This window comes from Streptomyces sp. NPDC002701, assembly GCF_042889045.1.
GTDB lineage: Bacteria > Actinomycetota > Actinomycetes > Streptomycetales > Streptomycetaceae > Streptomyces.
In genome coordinates this window covers 402,167-418,290 of the sequence record NZ_JBIAQL010000004.1, presented here as the reverse complement: position 1 = coordinate 418,290, position 16,124 = coordinate 402,167, and the positions used below count along the sequence as shown (strand labels likewise).

The window sequence follows — 16,124 nt, the reverse complement described above, 5'->3', positions numbered from 1 at the left end:
GCGGGGTCGTGGCGGAGCCGTTGCGCGACGACTTGAGGGGAAGTCGGTACGCTCCCTTGGGTTCAGCGGCTTCGCCAGAAGCCGAACAGCCGTAAACGGGGGATGATTCGTCATGGGCAGCATGCCTTCCGCGGACCTTTTCAAGCCGCTCCAGGAGAACGATCCGGCTGTCGTGGGCGGTTATCGCCTGGTGGCCGTGCTCGGCACGGGCGGCATGGGCAAGGTGTACCTCTCCTACACGCCGGGCGGCCGGCCCATCGCGCTGAAGGTGATCCGGCCCGAGTTCAGCGAAGACCCCGAGTTCCGGCGGCGGTTCAAGCAGGAGGTCCGCGCGGCGGAGCGGGTACAGGGTCTGTACACGGCGCCGGTCATCGACTCCGACACCGACGGCGCCCAGCCCTGGCTCGCCACCGCCTACGTGCCGGGCCCCTCGCTCGCGCACGCCGTGGCCGAGCACGGTGGACTGCCGCTGCGCAGCGTGCTGTTGCTGACCGTCGGGGTGGCCGAGGCACTCCACGTGATCCATCGTGCGGGCATCGTCCACCGTGACCTGAAGCCCGCCAACGTGCTCCTGGCCTCCGACGGTCCTCGCGTGATCGACTTCGGTATCGCCCGTGCGGCCGACAGCACCGCTCTGACCGGTACCGGCGTCAGCGTGGGTACCCCGGCGTTCATGTCGCCCGAGCAGGCGTCGACCGGTACGGTCACGCCCGCCACCGATGTCTTCGCCCTCGGGCAGATCGCCGCCTTCGCGGCGATCGGTTCTCCCGCCTACGGCGACGGGCCCTCGCACGCGGTGCTGTACCGAATCGTCCATGAGGATCCCGACCTCAGTCGGCTGCCCGCGGAACTGCTGCCCCTGGTGTCCCGCTGCCTCAGCCGCGACCCGGCGGGCCGGCCGAGCCTGACCGAGATCATCGACCTGTGCCACGAACTGTCGCCCGTCGCGCTGCGCCAGGGCGAGGACTGGCTGCCGCAGGCGGTCGCCGGATCGATCACCGAACGGCTGCACCTGCCCGAACCGGCGAAGACCCCGCCGCCGCAGCCCGCCGTGACGCCGACGCCGACCGAGTTCTCCCCGCAGAATCCGGCACCGGGCGTGGCGAACCCGTACGCGCCGACCGGGTCTGCCGTGTCCTCCGCGCCCACACAGAATGCTCCGAGAGTCCCGGGGCCGGTACCGCCGCCCGGGTCCCCGGCATACCCCCCGCAGGGCCAGTACGTGTCGGCGCCCGGTTACCCCGGCCACCCCGTGCACTCCGCACCGGGCCCTCACACGCCGCCTCCCGTCACCCACGCTCCCTACGCACCCGCGTCACGCCAGAAGCCGAAACGGACCGGGCTGATCGTGGCCGCGTCCGTCGTGGGCGTGGTCGTCGTCCTGGGGGTCATCGGCTCGCTGTTGTCGAACGGGACCGAAAAGGACAAGACCAAAGACGACGCGGCCGCCTCCCAGGGCGCCAACAGCGGTGGCAGCAACGGTTCGGGCGGCGCCGGTACACAGAAGAAGACGGACCCGAAACCGGTCTCCTACCCGGGCATCGACCTGACGGAGGGCTATCAGATCATGCTCGCCGACAACCCGCCGCGCCCGGTCGAGGGCGAGGACCTGGCCTACGGCAACGGGGATCTCTATTTCAGCGTCGTGAGGTTCCTGGACGAGGCGGCGATCGGCACCGCCAACGGCAAGTTCGTCCTCCTGAACAACACGCAGAAGGGCTCCCTGGCGACCTGCCGCACGGAGACGCGCTACACGGAGAAGATCGCCCTGACGCAGCTCGGCGACGGGTCGCAGTTCTGTGTGCTCAGTGACGCGGGTCATGTCGCAGTGGCCACCTACCGTGGAAAGTCGGGAGACAGGGAAGCCGGCTCGTACGTCACCGTCGACCTGCAGATCTGGCGCAATGCCGAGGAGGCCAAAACGGACTAGGGAGTGGAGTGGCTCCTGGATGGGCTGACCCCGTGTTTTTCATGAGTTGCTTGTTCGGCGTCGGGGCCCCGAAGGCGAACAAGGTCGAGCCGCTGGTCCTTGGTGCGAGCACCGTACGAGCATCTCGACAAGCCGCCTGCGTGTCCTGCCTGGCCAAGGACTGAACCACGAGGTGATGGATCTCAGGGCTCAGGCAGTGTGGCGAAAGCGAGGGCAAGGGCTCGGGCGCCCGGTCAAGGTCGTTCGGTCTGTGTGGCGGCCTCCTCCAGGTCGGCCACGGTGCCCGCCATGATGGTCCGTACGTGCCGGGTGATGTGCTGTACGGGCCAGTCCCACCAGGCCACGGCGAGGAGCCGGGCGATGTCCGCGGCGTCGTAGCGGGTGCGGATGAGCCGGGCGGGATTGCCGCCGACGATGCCGTAGTCGGGGACGTCGCCGGTGACCACGGCGCCCGCGGCGATGATCGCGCCGTGACCGATGCGTACGCCGGGCATGACTGTGGCGCCGTGGCCGAACCACACGTCGTTGCCCACAACCGTGTCGCCCCGGCTCGGCAGGTCGGTGATCAGGTCGAAGTGCTCCGCCCAGGAACCCCCCATGGTGGGGAACGGGAAGGTGGACGGACCGTCCATGCGGTGGTTGGCGCCGTTCATGATGAACCGGGTGCCCGTCCCCAGAGCGCAGTAGCTGCCGATGACGAGCCGCTCGGGACCGTAGTGATAGAGCACGTTACGCGTCTCGAACGCGGTCGGGTCGTCCGGATCGTCGTAGTAGGAGAAGTCGCCGACCTCGATCAGCGGCGACTTCACCAACGGCTTGAGCAGGACCACGCGCGGCTGCTCGGGCATCGGGTGGAGCACGGTGGGGTCGGCGGGAACGAGCGGCATCGCGGGGGCGGTTCCTCTCAATTGACCTAGAGCGACAGTTGTCGCGTTAAGATGCTGACACAGTTCACACATCCCGCTCAACCGGATACTGATTGCCGATGACAGACCCGCCGGCCACATCGTCGGACCGCCGTCCGGGCGGTCGCACCGCCCGCGTCCGCGCCCAGGTCCTCGACGCGGTGCGCGCCGAACTCGCTGAAGGCGGTCATGAAGAACTCACGATGGAGAGCGTCGCGGCGCGGGCCGGAGTGCACCGCGCCACGGTCTACCGGCGGTGGCGCGATGTCGGCGGCCTGCTCGTCGACGTCATCGAGGCAGCCGGAGAGATGGCCTGGCAGCCGCCGGACACCGGCTCCCTGCGCGGCGACCTGACCGCCCTCAACCAGGAGATCCAGGAGTCCCTGGTCGCACGGCCGTCCTTCGCTCTTGCCCTGATGGCTGCCTCGTTCCACTCCGCACAGGCCGCGAGGGCCCAGACGAAGCTGTGGGCAGACCGGTACGCCCAGTGCGAGATCCTCGTCGAGCGCGCCGCCGAACGCGGTGAACTCCCCGTGCAGCGCACGGACGCGCGGAGCCTGCTGATCGCCGCCACAGCGCCGCTCTACCATCAACTGGTGCTCCTACGGGCGCATCCGGACCCGCGACTCCCGGAACGGGCCGCGGAGGCGGCAGTCCTGGCGGCCGCCGCCGGTGCCTTCTCGATCTGACGGGAAGAAGGGCGAGGGACCGCAAGCACCCTGCCGTCAGGCCGAGTTGCGAGCCACACGTACCGGCAGACGGCGCTCCGCTTCAGCCCGCCGGTCAGCTTGACATGTCGCCGAACATGCCGGGCTCGTACGAACCTCCCGGGTTGTGCACGATCACGTTCATCCGGGTGGCCGCGTTGATCAGGGCGACCAGGCAGACCAGTGCACCGATCTGGTCGTCGTCGTAGTGCTTGCAGATCTCGGTCCACGTCTCGTCGGACACGCCCTGCTCGCCGAGCCGGGTGCCCTCTTCGGCGAGCGCCAGCGCGGCCCGTTCGGCCGGGGTGAACACGGTGGAATGGCGCCAGGCGGCGACCAGGTTGAGCCGAAGGGCGGTTTCACCGGCGGTTGCGGCTTCTTTGGTGTGGAGGTCGACACAGAAGCCGCAGCCGTTGATCTGGCTGACTCGCAGCTCCACCAGTTCCCTGAGGATCTTCGGCAGCGTCGACTGTTCCAGCGGCAACGAGGCGTTGTAGAACCGCTTGGCGACCTTCGCGGCGGTCGGGCTGTCGAACAGGTTGAAACGGGGTTCCATGGATGTCGTCCTCACTGGTCGAGCTGCGCGCCGCGCGGATCGTTCGCGGCGTCCTGACGAACACGAGACGCCGGCCGGTCGATCCCTGTGACGGCGCGACGATGTGACGTAGGCCACCGACCGTGGGTGTCACAGAGCGGCTTGGGCCGACGTCTTGTGCGTGACACGGCCAAGGGCGAACACCGGGAGCGGCTATGGGGCAGCGGACAAGGAACACAGCCGGGGCGCCTCCGAGTGACGGTCACGTGGACCCTGCCACAGAGTCGTTCGTCGTCCATCGCAACCTGCTGTTCACCGTCGCCTACGAGATGCTCGGCTCCGCCACCGACGCCGAGGACGTCCTCCAGGAGACCTGGCTGCGCTGGGCGGGCGTCGACCTCCGCACAGTGCGCGATGAGCGTGCCTACCTGATTCGGGTGACCACGCGACAGGCGCTGAGCCGGCTGCGCACACTCCGTCGGCGCAGGGAGTCCTACGTCGGCTCCTGGTTGCCCGAACCGCTGCTGACCGTGCCCGACGTGGCCGAGGATGTCGAGCTGGCCGACAGCGTCTCGATGGCGATGCTGCTGGTGCTGGAGACGCTCGCCCCGGTCGAGCGGGCGGTGTTCGTACTGCGCGAGGTGTTCGATCTGGGATACGACGAGATCGCGCTGGCCGTGGACAAGAGCCCGGTCGCGGTGCGCCAGGTCGCGCATCGGGCCCGTGCGCACGTCACAGCGCGCCGGCCACGCAGGGTCGTCCCTCCGGCCGAGGCCCGCGGCGCGCTCAAGGCGTTCCAACGGGCGGTCGAGACAGGCGATCTGCAGCGTCTGCTCGACATGATCGCCCCGGATGTCGTCCTGCTGACCGACGGCGGCGGGATAGCGCAGGCCGCGCCGGCGCCAGTCGTGGGCGCCGACAGGGTGGCGCACGTGCTGGGCAGGATCAACACCGCAGTGGTGCTGCATCCGACACAGGTCAATGGCTACCCGGCGCTCATTCTCCGGGTGGGCGGCGAGGTCGACACCGTTCTGGCGGTGCACATCGACGACGGCCTGATCACCGGACTCTACGCCGTACGCAATCCCGAGAAGCTGTCACGCATCGACCGCGAGGCCATCGTGACCCGCTGACCCGCTGACCCGCTGACCCGCTGACCCGTCGAGCCTGACCCGACCCGTCCCGACATCGGGCCGTCACCGGTGATTTCACCGATTCACGTCGGCGCAGGCACCGCTTGGATCGGCAGGGTTCGACTCTCGCACGATCTCCAGGCGTCGGGAGCACAGGACGTGTCCGTGCGCCCGGCACGACGACGCGCCGCCACCGCCGCGGGCGGTCGGCGCGGTCAGAGGGGATCAGCCATGTCATCTCGCCTCAGTCTGCGTCTGCGCCTCCTCGGTGCGGCCACCGCCGGTGTCATCGCAACCGGGGTCACCGGCGCACTCTCCAGTCCTGCCTCCGCCGCTACCCAGGTCTACAGCGAGAACTTCTCCGCCGGGCCAGGGACCTTCGTGCCCACCGGTTCCGTCAGCACCGCCACGGGGGCGGCGCGGTTGAGCGGCTCACTGATCACCGACGCGTCCCTCACCTCCGCACCCATCGCCCTGACCGGCTACAGCGGCATCTCGGTGTCGTACACCCGGACGGCGTCGGGGCTCGATCTCGGTGAGGCGTTCACGGTCGCCTACTCCGTCGACGGCGGCGCGTTCACCACACTCGAGTCCGCACGCACCGCCTCGGGCGCGGCGTCGTTCCAGCTGCCCTCGTCGGTCGACGGCCGCACCGTGCGGTTCCGTTTCTCGCTGGACGCCGGCAGCGCGCTGGAGACGCTGACCGTCGACGACGTCCTCGTCCAAGCGGCGGGCGGGGGTGGCGGACCGACCGATCCGCCGGGCGGAACGCTGCCCCCGGTGACCGACGTGACCGCGCCGGGACCGTACGCGGTGACCATCGACCCGACCGCCGGTCCCGGCAACGACGGCTGGCTGGTGTACCCGGCGAACGCCGGCCAGAACGGCGTGAACCACCCGGTTCTCGTCTGGGGGCCCGGCGCGGGATCCGACCCTGCCGCTTACGAGGACATGCTGCGCCAGTGGGCCTCGCACGGGTTCGTCGTCTACAGCGAGGTCTCCTCCAGCAGCGGCGCCTACATGGTCGACGCGCTGGACTGGATCGAGGACCAGGACGTGAGTCCGACCAGTCCGCTGTACCAGGACATCGACACCTCCGAGGTGGCCTTCGGCGGCCACTCCCGCGGCTCGATCGGCACCTTCGACGTGGCGGACGAGCCGCGCCTGGAGACCACGATCCACGTGGCGGGCGGCTCCTTCGACGGCAACGGGCCGGACAACCTCCGCAACCCCGCCCTCTACATCGGCGGCGACGACGACTTCGCGACCTCCAACGTGGAGCGTGACTACGCCAACACCGACGTGCCGGTGTGGTTCAACGTCCTGAACGGCACCGACCACATCGCCGCCACCCGCAACGGCCGGCACATCATCACCGCTTGGCTGCGGTGGCACCTGGCCGACGAGGAGTTCCGCCGTACGCAGGACTTCCTGCGCTCCGGCTGCACCTTCTGCGGCCTCGGCGAGACGCGGTACAAGAACTGGTGAGCGACGTAAGGGCACCGGCGGCCGACGCCGGTGCCCTTCGCATCCTTGGGAGTGGTCGCAGCGGTCGTCTACAGCGAGACCTTCCGTTGATCGGTCGTGAGACCGCGGAGTTTCCAGAGTCCGTACAGAGCCAACAGGGGTTTGACGACCGTCCATTCGCCGAATCGGTAGTCGTCCGCGCGTACGAGTTTCCCGGCCAGATCAGGGCGCTGTCGCCGCAAGTACGCGCGGGCCTTGAGCGAGTGAGCCGGTTGGGAGACGATCTTGATGCGGTCGACGTCCTCGAGCAGGGGGATCACGTTCGTGATGTTCTCCCATGTCGTCGTGCTCTGGTCCTCGAGAACAACGATGCCGTCGAACCCCAGTGCCGACTTCGCGTAGTCGGCCATCAGCTGAGCTTCCGTACCGTGGCTACTGGTCTCGCCACCACTGAAGATCACGCGAGTGTCCCGGGTGTTGTCAGGGGCAACGGAGCGGACTCCGGCACGGACTCGCCAGCGGTTGATGGAATTCGGCGTGGGCCGGGGGTTCCGGTAGCCCAGGACGACCACGGCTTCTGATGTGCCCCCGCTGCCCTCTATGAGGGCGCGAGACCAGCGCCAGTTCAGCCACTCGCCCCAGGCCAGGGCCGCGGCCCCAGCGATCGCCAGTCCTGTGCTTCGTCGCATGCGGTGACCCTATGACACCGCGGCAGGGCGCCGGCCGCGCCGCCGACTACGCATGACGAACATCCGTGTCGGCGTCACGCGGGCGGTCCCCGCCTGTCCAGCGGTCCCTTCCTGTGGTGGCTACCGCGGGTCGATCCGGAAGATGCTGCCGCCGATGGCGAGTACGTACAGTTCGCCACTGCCGGCCTGCGCGAAGGAGATGACCTCGCCACCGTTGACCGCGAGGTCGTGCACGCCGGTCACCTTGCCGTCCTTCAACTGCAGGGAGCGAACGGTGCCGTCGCAGTAGTCGCTGAACACGTACTGTCCCTTGAGTGCCGGGATCGCCTTGCCCCGGTAGACGTAGCCGCCGGTCACCGAGCAGCCGAGGTTGGTGCGGTCGTACTCATGGATCGGCCGCACGTGGTTCGCCGGTTCCGTGCCGCCACGGAAGGGGTGGGTGCCCTCCATCTGCGACCAGCCGTAGTTCTCGCCGCCCTTGCTGCTTGCCGGGGCCCGGTCGATCTCCTCCCAGTCGCTCTGGCCGACGTCACCGATGAACAGGTCGCCCGTGCCCGTATCGAAGGAGAACCGCCAGGGGTTGCGCAGTCCGTACGCCCAGATCTCGTCCCGCGCGTTCGGATCGTCCACGAACGGGTTGTCCGGCGGGATCGCGTACGGCTTGCCGCCCCTCGGGTCGATCCGCAGGAGCTTGCCGAGCAGGGTGTCGAGGTTCTGCCCGTTGCCGTGCGGGTCGCCGCCCGAGCCGCCGTCGCCGAGCGCGATGTAGAGATAGCCGTCGGGGCCGATCTTGATGTCGCCGCCGTTGTGGTTGGCGTAGGGCTGCGTCTGGGTGAGGACGGTACGCCGGGTGTGCGGCTGGATCCTGCCGTGTCGTACGGCGAACTCGTCCACGGTGCTGGTGCCTTCGAGGTTCGTGAACGAGATGTAGAGGTGCGCGAACCTCTTGTCGAACGCGATGCCCAGCAGCCCTCGTTCGCCGTCGGTGGTGGTCTCGGCGGATATGTCGAGGACGGGGCTGCCGAGACCCCTGTCGTCCAGGACCCTTACCGTGCCGGCGCGTTCGGCGATCCAGAGCGTCCCTCCCGGACCCGAGGCGCCGGCCGTCGGATTCTGGGCCGTGGCCACGTTCTTGAGGACGACCTGTGCCGCCGGTCGTGGGGCGGCCGACTCGTCGGCCGAAGCCGCGGTCAGGGCGAGGGAAGCGACGAGACAGATGGTGCCGATGATCGCCGAGCTTCGGGTGCGAACTCTCACCGTGTTCCTCCTGGAGGCGGTGAATCGGCAGGGTGCGCGGCCACTTGCGGGGCCTGTCGTGGGGTGTCGCAGGCGCCGGCACACAACCTGGTGGGGGGTGGGGGAGACGGGTGTGCTGTCTGGCTGGCTACGGATGAAGATACCGGCAGGAACGCATTTGGTATAGACCAAGTGCGTCAGGGGTCGACGGAGACCAGGCCAACGGCAGATCGCGATCCTGGCAGCGCTCGACGACGGTGACGTGACGACGGACGTGACGACGGAGAGGGCCGCGGGCCGCGCAGGTCCCAGCTCCCGTGTCGCTCGGCGGGCCATGACCCGTCAGATCTGACATCCTGCATCGGTGCGTGTACTCATTGTGACGGCAGGCAGCTGGGGCGATGTCGCTCCGTACACCGGACTGGGCGTGCGACTGCGTTCCGAGGGCCACCGCGTGGCCGTGGCCACCCATGGTCGTTTCGAGCAGGCGGTGACCGCTCACGGTCTGGAGTTCCGGGCCCTGCCCGTCGATCCGCGTCAGGAACTGGCCTCGCACAACGGCCAGCAGCTGGCCAGAGCCGCCAGTCCTCCGGTGGAGATGGTGAAAGTGGCGCGGATGGTGCGGGCGTTCCTGCCCCGGCTGAGCCGCGGCATCACGGACGCCGTGCGGCAGGGTGCCGATGTCGTCCTGAGTTCCACGGTCACCGACCCCGTGTGCGCGGTGCTCGGCGAAGCGCTGCGACTGCCGAACATCGGGGTGTATCTCCAGCCCGTCCAGCCGACAGGCGCCTTCCCTCCGACGGTCAGCGGCGCGCGCTCGTTCGGGGCGCACGGAAACCGGCTGGCCGCCTATGCGCTATGGGCCGCCACCGGCCGGATCTTCGCCCCCGCCGTCACCGCCCTGCGGCGCGAAATGGGTCTGCCGCGCCAGAAGTTCGCCGGCATGCTGGGCCTGCCGCCCGGGCGTACGGTCCTGCACGGATTCAGCCCGCGGGTCGTGCCCCGCCCGACGGACTGGCCCGACGGGCACGAGGTGTGCGGGTACTGGTGGCCGCAGACCCCGCCTGACTGGGCACCCGATCAGCGCCTGCTCGATTTCCTCGACGCGGGCCCGCCACCGGTCTTCGCCGGTTTCGGCAGCTGCGTCACCACCGACGCCGAACGGCTGAGCACGCTGCTCGCCGACGCCCTGCGCCGTGCGAAGGTACGAGGCATCGTCCAGGCCGGCTGGAGCGGCCTGCACGCCGAGAACGACGACCTGATCACCGTGCAAGAAGTGCCGCACGCCTGGCTGTTCCCCAAGACGGCCGCCGTCATCCACCACGCAGGCGCGGGCACCGCCGCCGCCGGGCTCCGCGCCGGAGTCCCTTCCGTGCCCGTCCCGGTCCAGCTGGACCAGCACTTCTGGGCCGCCCGCCTCCACGCCCTGGGCGTCGCGCCACGCCCGCTGCGCTACCGACACCTCGACGCGGAACGGCTTTCCTCGGCTCTAGCCGAAACCGTCCGCGACCCCACCGTGCGCGTACGAGCCCGCGAGATCGCCGCCGCTCTCGCCGAGGAGGACGGCACGCGTCAAGTCTTGTCGGCCATCGAGCGCCTCGGGTAAGCCCGACTTCGTCCCTTGAACCGCCACATGGCAGCCACGCCGGGTGGCCTCGGCGCCGAGCAGGCATACGGCGAGGCCGAAGGATGCCCCTGTGGATGGCGTCGCCTCGTTCCCCTCGGCACAGAACTACGTCTTTGGTCCCGGGCCACCCGGGTCCGCGGTCCGATTCGCCGAGCCCGGACGCTGGTTAGCGTCACACCATGCGTATAGGACTACTTGGCACAGGCAATGTCGCCCGGGCACTGGCCCACGGCTGGAGCGCCGCAGGACACGACGTGCTCCTCGGTTCACGGCGGCCGAAGGACCGGGCAGACCTCGGTCTGCCCGTGGCGGGCCTGAGCGAGACAGCCGCCCACGCGGAGGTACTGGTCAACGCCACCCCGGGGACGGTCTCGGTGGAGCTGCTGCACTCCATCGGGGCGCGGGCGCTGGCCGGCACCTTACTGATCGATGTCGGGGTCGGCCTTTCCGACGACTTCACCGAGCTCTCGCACCCCAACAGCAGTCTGGGTGAACAGATTCAGGAGTCCTTCCCCCTGACCCCCGTCGTCAAGACGCTCTGCACCATGGACTCCACCGTGATGACCGCCCCGGGCGGTCTCGACGGCCCGAGTACCGTCTTCCTCTCCGGCGACGATGCCGAGGCCAAACGGATCACCGGTCGACTGCTCACCGACCTCGGCTGGCCTCCGTCGTCCCAGCTCGACATCGGCGGCATCACCACGGCACGCGGCCAGGAGCACTTCGCTCTGCTCTTCATGGGCATCGTGGGCGGCCTGGGGGCCCACACGTTCAACATCAACGTGGTCACTCGCCCTGCCGGCTAGGGTCTGCCCTGCAGCCCGGCAAGTGCACTTCTCAAGTTGGGCGACCCACTGGCTTTCGGTATCGGGCATCTCGACTGGGATGATCGTGGCCACTTCGAGTCACGATCGACAGGAGAGCGGCAGGGGGTCGGCAGACATCGGCAGGGCACCGGCAGCGCGTGAAGTGGTCGATATCTGATCGGCGTGATCCGCGCTTTCGGAGTGACGCCTCAGCGCTGGGCGAGCTGGGCGGCCGCGGCCAGGAGTTGGAGGCCGTCGTGGGCGGGTGTGCCCTGCCTCGCGAAGTACGTTTCGGAGACCCCGGACTGGCCAAGGGCGTCCTGGTCGCGTCCTGGTCGTGCAGGACAACACCTGCGAGTTCTGCCGGGCCGGGCTGACCACCGCCTGCGCCCACATGGAAATGCTCTCCGCCGCCCAGGCCGAGCTGATACGGATCCCGCAGGCGGCCGGTGCGCTGAAGGTGCTGCCCGCCACCTCGGACCCGGCCCGACTGCTCAGCCTGCTGACCCTGGCGGACGTGTACGGCACCGGCCATCATGCCGCCAAGCGTATCGGCGTACGCCCGGGCGATACCGTCGCGGTGGTCGGGGACGGTGCGGTCGGCCTGCTCGCCGTTCTGTCGGCGAGGCAACCCGGTGCCGAGCGGATCGTCCTGATGGGCCGGCACAAGGCGCGCACCGGCCTGGGCTGCGAGTTCGGCGCCACCGATGTGGTGGCCGAGCGCGGCGAGGAGGGCACCGCGAAAGTGCGTGAGCTGACCGGCGGCGGCGCGTCCAAGGTGCTGGAGCCGGTCGGCCACCGTCCGGCCTACGACCAGGCCGTGCGCATCGTCAGGGCGGGCGGCGTGATCAGCCGGGTCGGCGTCCCGCAGTACGAGGAGGCTCCGGCTTCCGGTAGCGCCCGGCTCGCGGGGGAGCAAGGGTAAGTCCGCCCCGCCTTCTCGCGTGTCCACGGTGGGCGGCACGGTGTGTCACACGGGTAGCAACTGCCACTGCCACTCCCGGCGGTCGCCCTCTGCCCCGTATTGCTTGATCACCGTGCGGGCGTTGGTGTCGGCCCGCAGGAGCAGACCGCTGTTCCGGTTCGCGATCTCATACACCCGCGGAATGTCGGTCACCGAGCCCACCGCAATGAGCCGCCACTGTTGGTGGTATGCGTCACCGCCCTCGTACGCGCGTTGCGCGATCACCGCTCCTTCCCTCTTCTGCGCCCCGACGATCTCCAGGACCTTGCCGCTGCGCACATTCTCGATCCGGTACAGGACATCGCCGTTGTCGTGGCCCGCCACGATCAGCCGCCACCGCTGATGGTCTCTGGGGACGGTGAGGGTCTGGTGGACCTCGGCTCCGTCCTTGGTGGACTCACGCGTGACCGCCATCCGTAGCCTGCTGCGGACGTTGGCCCAGGAGACCACTGTGCCCGAGTCGGGCAGCCCGGTCATTTTTGCCGACGCGACCTTTCGAACCCGGTGGTTGGCGGAGTCGGCGATGTAGAGGGCGTCGACGCAGTCCACGGCGAGCCCGTGCGGAAAGTTCAGCTGGGCCGAATCGGCCGGGCTGTCGTCACCGCCGAAGGTCGCGGCGCCCGTGCCGGCGACCGTGCTGATCTTCCCCTCGGTTGTGACCTTCCGGACCTGGTGGTTGTGGTGGTCGGCGATGTAGAGGTTCCCGGCGCTGTCCACCGCTACCCCCACCGGGAGGTGCAACTGGGCCGAGGTGGCCGGGCCGCCGTCAGGTGCGTGGCCTGCGATGCCCGTGCCGACGACCGTGCTGATCTTTCCATCAACCGTGACCTTACGGACCCGGTGGTTACCGGAATCGGCAACGTAGACATCGCCCGCGCCATCCACCGCCAGTCCGTACGGGCTGTTCAGCTGGGCCGAGACGGCGGGGCCATCGTCTCCCCCGGGTCCCGCGACCCCGGTCCCCGCAAGCGTGCTGATCCTCCCGTCCGTCGTGACCTTCCGGACCTGGTGATTGTTCAGGTCAGAGACGTAGAGGGTGCCGATGCTGTCCACCGCCACCCCCGCCGGGACGTTCAATTGGGCGTCCGTGGCGCGCTCGCCGTCGGGGGTGCGGCCCGCGGTGCCCGTACCGACGATCGTGCTGATCTTCCCGTCGGGCGTGACCTTGCGGACTCGGTGGTTGCCGGAATCGGCGATGTAGAGAGCGCCGGTGCTGTCCACCGCCACCGAGCGTGGGCCGTTCAACTGGGCCGGGGCAGCAGGGCCGCCGTCCCCCTCGGGCCCCGCGACGCCGGTCCCAGCGACCGCCCTGATCTGCCCGTCAGTCGTCACCTTCCGGACCCGGTGGTTGTCGTGGTCGACGATGTAGAGGGTGCCGGCGCTGTCCACCGCCACCGCGTACGGACGGTTCAACTGAGCTGAAAAAGCAGGCTTGTCATCCCCTTCGCGCCCGGCGACCCCGGTTCCTGCGACCGTGCTGATCGAAGAGGCGAACTGCTCGCCACCTGTGGCTGCCGCATGGGTGGTGCTCATGCTTATCCCTTCACTGTTCAACCGACCGCCGGCTACAAGCGACGGGGACTACAGGACAGCGAGATGGAAGGGTTCATCAGAGGAGGAGCCCTTGACGGAAGTGAGGACCTTCACGACGTTGGGCGTACTGGAGGAGGTGGCACCCACGTAGACCTCGGTGCCCCAGTGAGCGCCGCGGTCTGCAGTCACCTGGCACATCGCCGTGGTGACGTCGATGTCCGCGCTCACGGTCACGTCGTAGTCCCCGGTGGCCACCTTCCGGACGCCGGTGACATTTTTCGTGCGCGCGAGAGTCCCGTTCCGATCCACCTGGGCGGCCGCTCGGGCGCAGGGGGCGACAATGGGGCTGGGCATATCAGACTCCCGTCACTGGGCGGGCAGCCAGCGGCTGCTCAGGTGCAGGTGGCAGGAACGCCACGTCATGCGCAGGGAAGGTTCTGGGCGTACCAACCCTCCAGCTGCATCGTTTTGAAGCAACCCCCGACGACAAGGGGCGGTAAAAACAGAATCTATGGGTTGCAGGCACCCTCTTTCTACGATGTACGGCTACATCATCAGTTCGTGGGATAGATGAGCCAGAAGGCATGCAAGCGCGCCGGGCGGGAAGGCGCCCGTTCCCGGCGCGGGCCGCTGGGAGACCGCCCCTCTCCTCTACGGCAACCTCGGCATCGGCAGGCGCGCCACCGGTCAGTGGACGGCGGGCGGCCGGTCCTTCGCCGCCCTGCGTAGTCGCAGTACCAGCAGCAGCGCCGAAACACCGAACAGCAGGGCTGTGATCAGCAGCCATCGAGTCAGGAAGCCGTCCGCGGACAGCCCGGTGGTGGACTCGTAATGGTCCGCCCCCCGGCCGCTGATCAGCGGAAACCACACCAGGAGGAGCAGCCCGGACAAGGTGGCGGGCACCCGCACGTACACAGCCCGCTCCCGGTGGCCGACCGCGCCCGATGCCCGTACGGCCGCGCGGTCCAGCATCGCGTACAGCGGCAGCAGGACGAGATCGTGCACCACCGCCGTGCCCACGAACCACAGCGCGACCTGGAACCAGTCGTCCGCCAGCAGTCGCACTCCCGCATACCCGGCGAGGGCGAACGAGCAGGCGAGGAGCAGCAGTTGGAGAGGGCTTCCCATGTGGCGGCGCAGAAACCTCATCACAGGTCTCCGAACGTCATCCTGGCCACCCACTTGGTGTTGAGCACACCGGGCGCGGCGGGCACAATGATCCTGGCCGGACAGCCATGATCGGGGGTCAACGGCTCGCCGTTGACGTCCAGGGCGAGCAGGGAGCGCGGATCGCGCACCTGGTTGGCGCGCAGCGCGGCCCGGCGGAAGGCGCCGTGTCGCTGAAGGGACTCCACCAGGACGTCGGGCGCCGTATCGGCCTCGTAGCCGACGAGGACGGCGAGGTCCCGCAGTCGTACGCCCCGCCACCACTGGTCGGAGGTGGACCAGCCCTCGACGCAGGCGATGGGCAGCGCCGCGCTGTGCGGTGGCAGCTCCAGCAGCTCGGCGCGGCTCAGCCGGACGGTCCCGGACGGGCCGCTGACGACAAGTCGCCATGCTTCCTCGCTCGTCTCGGCCGCACTGATCCCCCTCGACGCGGCCGTCTTGTTGATCTGGAAGCCGCCGGGGCCGCTACCGGGATCGGCGCCGCCGTGCGGAGCGAGGACGGCCGTGTGCCGTAGCGGGCCGTCGAAGTTCTGTCCCACCGTCGTGCCGAAGAGCAGCAGCGAGCCGCCCCCGACCAGACCGAGCGCCCCGCGCCGCGAGGTGGTGGGCGCGGCCGGGTCCGGCGAGGCCAACGAGGGCGCCGCCTCCGTAGGCTCCTCCTCCGCGCCGGCCTCCACCGCCCTTCCCTCCCTCAGCCGCCGCACATTGCGTACCGCGGCCGGCGTCTTCAGCACGGCGTGCACGACGAACGCGGCGATGAACACCCAGGCCCCGTAGAAGTGCAGCGGATAGAAGGAGCCCGGGAAGAGGTAGTCCAGCTGGACGTTGAGCACGCCCGTCACGAACTCGAACAGCGCGCCCCCGACCAGCAGGAGCAGCGAGATCCGTTCCAGCGCGTGTGCGAGCGACCGGGCCGGCGGCAGTTGGAACAGCCGCGGTACGACCGACCACAGTTTCGCCAGCAGGACGGGGACCAGTGTGATCCCGAGGGTGACGTGAACGCCCTGGTTGAGGCGGTAGAGCCAGTGCGGGTCGGTCGGCCAGGCGAACAGGTAGAAGCCGAGAACCCCCTTGTCCGGGGTCTTGTCGTTCACCGGCGACAGGCCGGGGTTGTAGGCGGCGTACGACAGCAGCCCGGTCACGAACAGCACCGTGATCCCGGCGAGCAGGGCCAAGCCGAGGACGGAGGTGAACCAGGGGCCGCGCACCGGGCTGCGCCAGAAGGAGGGTGAGGAAGGAGACCGTGCCATGACCCGACCGTAGATCCGGTGGGCCCGGCGAGAGGGCGTGCGACGCATGACGAAAGGCTGACGTCTGTGCCTGTCGAGGGTCCGACGGCCGCCGTCCGGCCTGACGTCTCCCAGCAGACCGTCACCGACTGTCTCAGGACGCAGCGGACCGGCGCACGCGAACTCGATTACGAGC

At 69.2% G+C, this 16,124-nt stretch carries 15 protein-coding genes; 7 read left to right on the top strand and 8 right to left on the bottom strand.

Translation table 11 applies throughout. From position 1 onward, the window contains the following. Positions 1-112: 112 nt before the first annotated feature. The gene (locus ACFYXC_RS14425) at positions 113-1,930 is read left to right on the top strand and encodes a protein kinase (protein ID WP_389550990.1); all 1,818 of its coding nucleotides are present in this window, start codon (positions 113-115) and stop codon (positions 1,928-1,930) included. 233 nt (positions 1,931-2,163) lie between these two features. Here ACFYXC_RS14425 and ACFYXC_RS14420 read toward each other — a convergent pair whose 3' ends face one another. After that, positions 2,164-2,817 carry a CatB-related O-acetyltransferase gene (locus ACFYXC_RS14420; RefSeq protein WP_389550987.1) on the bottom strand — a complete coding sequence of 218 codons (654 nt, stop codon included), beginning with the start codon at positions 2,815-2,817 and terminating at the stop codon, positions 2,164-2,166. A 98-nt stretch (positions 2,818-2,915) separates the two neighbouring features. On the opposite strand from ACFYXC_RS14420, the gene ACFYXC_RS14415 reads away from it, so the two are divergent. Next, complete coding sequence (locus ACFYXC_RS14415; protein ID WP_389550985.1) at positions 2,916-3,524, top strand: TetR/AcrR family transcriptional regulator; 609 nt, start codon at positions 2,916-2,918, stop codon at positions 3,522-3,524. Positions 3,525-3,618: 94 nt separating this feature from the next. Here the strand turns inward: ACFYXC_RS14415 and ACFYXC_RS14410 are convergent, their stop codons facing one another. After that, a complete protein-coding gene (locus ACFYXC_RS14410) occupies positions 3,619-4,098 on the bottom strand; it encodes a carboxymuconolactone decarboxylase family protein (RefSeq protein ID WP_389550982.1) in 480 nt (159 codons plus the stop codon). 194 nt (positions 4,099-4,292) lie between these two features. Here ACFYXC_RS14410 and ACFYXC_RS14405 point away from each other — a divergent pair, with 194 nt between their 5' ends. Both ACFYXC_RS14405 and ACFYXC_RS14400 read left to right on the top strand, forming a co-directional pair. Then, on the top strand, positions 4,293-5,210 hold the full coding sequence (locus ACFYXC_RS14405) for an RNA polymerase sigma-70 factor (RefSeq protein WP_389550979.1): 918 nt from the start codon (positions 4,293-4,295) through the stop codon (positions 5,208-5,210). A 231-nt stretch (positions 5,211-5,441) separates the two neighbouring features. Beyond that, complete coding sequence (locus tag ACFYXC_RS14400) at positions 5,442-6,698, top strand: hypothetical protein (protein ID WP_389550976.1); 1,257 nt, start codon at positions 5,442-5,444, stop codon at positions 6,696-6,698. 68 nt (positions 6,699-6,766) lie between these two features. On the opposite strand, the gene ACFYXC_RS14395 is transcribed toward ACFYXC_RS14400, so the two are convergent. Both ACFYXC_RS14395 and ACFYXC_RS14390 read right to left on the bottom strand, forming a co-directional pair. After that, entirely contained in the window at positions 6,767-7,366 is a 600-nt protein-coding gene (locus tag ACFYXC_RS14395) for a YdcF family protein (RefSeq protein ID WP_389550974.1), read from the bottom strand. A gap of 120 nt (positions 7,367-7,486) precedes the next feature. Further along, positions 7,487-8,623 (bottom strand): PQQ-dependent sugar dehydrogenase, encoded by a 1,137-nt coding sequence (locus ACFYXC_RS14390; protein WP_389550971.1) that lies wholly within the window; start codon positions 8,621-8,623, stop codon positions 7,487-7,489. Between the two features lie 343 nt (positions 8,624-8,966). Between ACFYXC_RS14390 and ACFYXC_RS14385 the strand changes: the two genes are divergently transcribed. The 3 genes from ACFYXC_RS14385 to ACFYXC_RS14375 all read left to right on the top strand — a co-directional run bounded on the left by ACFYXC_RS14385 (position 8,967) and on the right by ACFYXC_RS14375 (position 11,960). Further along, positions 8,967-10,208, top strand: coding sequence for a glycosyltransferase (locus ACFYXC_RS14385; RefSeq protein WP_389550968.1), 1,242 nt, complete (start codon positions 8,967-8,969; stop codon positions 10,206-10,208). Positions 10,209-10,408: 200 nt separating this feature from the next. Continuing rightward, complete coding sequence (locus ACFYXC_RS14380; RefSeq protein ID WP_389550965.1) at positions 10,409-11,035, top strand: NADPH-dependent F420 reductase; 627 nt, start codon at positions 10,409-10,411, stop codon at positions 11,033-11,035. Positions 11,036-11,372: 337 nt separating this feature from the next. Beyond that, complete coding sequence (locus tag ACFYXC_RS14375; protein ID WP_389550963.1) at positions 11,373-11,960, top strand: zinc-binding dehydrogenase; 588 nt, start codon at positions 11,373-11,375, stop codon at positions 11,958-11,960. A 45-nt stretch (positions 11,961-12,005) separates the two neighbouring features. On the opposite strand, the gene ACFYXC_RS14370 is transcribed toward ACFYXC_RS14375, so the two are convergent. The 4 genes from ACFYXC_RS14370 to ACFYXC_RS14355 all read right to left on the bottom strand — a co-directional run bounded on the left by ACFYXC_RS14370 (position 12,006) and on the right by ACFYXC_RS14355 (position 15,949). Continuing rightward, on the bottom strand, positions 12,006-13,532 hold the full coding sequence (locus tag ACFYXC_RS14370) for an RICIN domain-containing protein (protein ID WP_389550960.1): 1,527 nt from the start codon (positions 13,530-13,532) through the stop codon (positions 12,006-12,008). Positions 13,533-13,580: 48 nt separating this feature from the next. Then, the gene (locus tag ACFYXC_RS14365) at positions 13,581-13,886 is read right to left on the bottom strand and encodes a hypothetical protein (RefSeq protein WP_389550958.1); all 306 of its coding nucleotides are present in this window, start codon (positions 13,884-13,886) and stop codon (positions 13,581-13,583) included. A gap of 333 nt (positions 13,887-14,219) precedes the next feature. Further along, a complete protein-coding gene (locus tag ACFYXC_RS14360; RefSeq protein WP_389550955.1) occupies positions 14,220-14,660 on the bottom strand; it encodes a hypothetical protein in 441 nt (146 codons plus the stop codon). A gap of 20 nt (positions 14,661-14,680) precedes the next feature. After that, the gene (locus ACFYXC_RS14355) at positions 14,681-15,949 is read right to left on the bottom strand and encodes a molybdopterin-dependent oxidoreductase (protein WP_389550952.1); all 1,269 of its coding nucleotides are present in this window, start codon (positions 15,947-15,949) and stop codon (positions 14,681-14,683) included. Positions 15,950-16,124 lie beyond the last annotated feature (175 nt).

Coding starts and splice junctions, on each gene's coding strand:
- ACFYXC_RS14420 (WP_389550987.1), bottom strand. CDS start 2,817: ATGCCGCTCGTTCCCGCCGACCCCACCGTGCTCCACCCGATGCCCGAG.
- ACFYXC_RS14400 (WP_389550976.1), top strand. CDS start 5,442: ATGTCATCTCGCCTCAGTCTGCGTCTGCGCCTCCTCGGTGCGGCCACC.
- ACFYXC_RS14425 (WP_389550990.1), top strand. CDS start 113: ATGGGCAGCATGCCTTCCGCGGACCTTTTCAAGCCGCTCCAGGAGAAC.
- ACFYXC_RS14370 (WP_389550960.1), bottom strand. CDS start 13,532: ATGAGCACCACCCATGCGGCAGCCACAGGTGGCGAGCAGTTCGCCTCT.
- ACFYXC_RS14360 (WP_389550955.1), bottom strand. CDS start 14,660: ATGGGAAGCCCTCTCCAACTGCTGCTCCTCGCCTGCTCGTTCGCCCTC.
- ACFYXC_RS14365 (WP_389550958.1), bottom strand. CDS start 13,886: ATGCCCAGCCCCATTGTCGCCCCCTGCGCCCGAGCGGCCGCCCAGGTG.
- ACFYXC_RS14380 (WP_389550965.1), top strand. CDS start 10,409: ATGCGTATAGGACTACTTGGCACAGGCAATGTCGCCCGGGCACTGGCC.
- ACFYXC_RS14395 (WP_389550974.1), bottom strand. CDS start 7,366: ATGCGACGAAGCACAGGACTGGCGATCGCTGGGGCCGCGGCCCTGGCC.
- ACFYXC_RS14415 (WP_389550985.1), top strand. CDS start 2,916: ATGACAGACCCGCCGGCCACATCGTCGGACCGCCGTCCGGGCGGTCGC.
- ACFYXC_RS14405 (WP_389550979.1), top strand. CDS start 4,293: ATGGGGCAGCGGACAAGGAACACAGCCGGGGCGCCTCCGAGTGACGGT.
- ACFYXC_RS14410 (WP_389550982.1), bottom strand. CDS start 4,098: ATGGAACCCCGTTTCAACCTGTTCGACAGCCCGACCGCCGCGAAGGTC.
- ACFYXC_RS14355 (WP_389550952.1), bottom strand. CDS start 15,949: ATGGCACGGTCTCCTTCCTCACCCTCCTTCTGGCGCAGCCCGGTGCGC.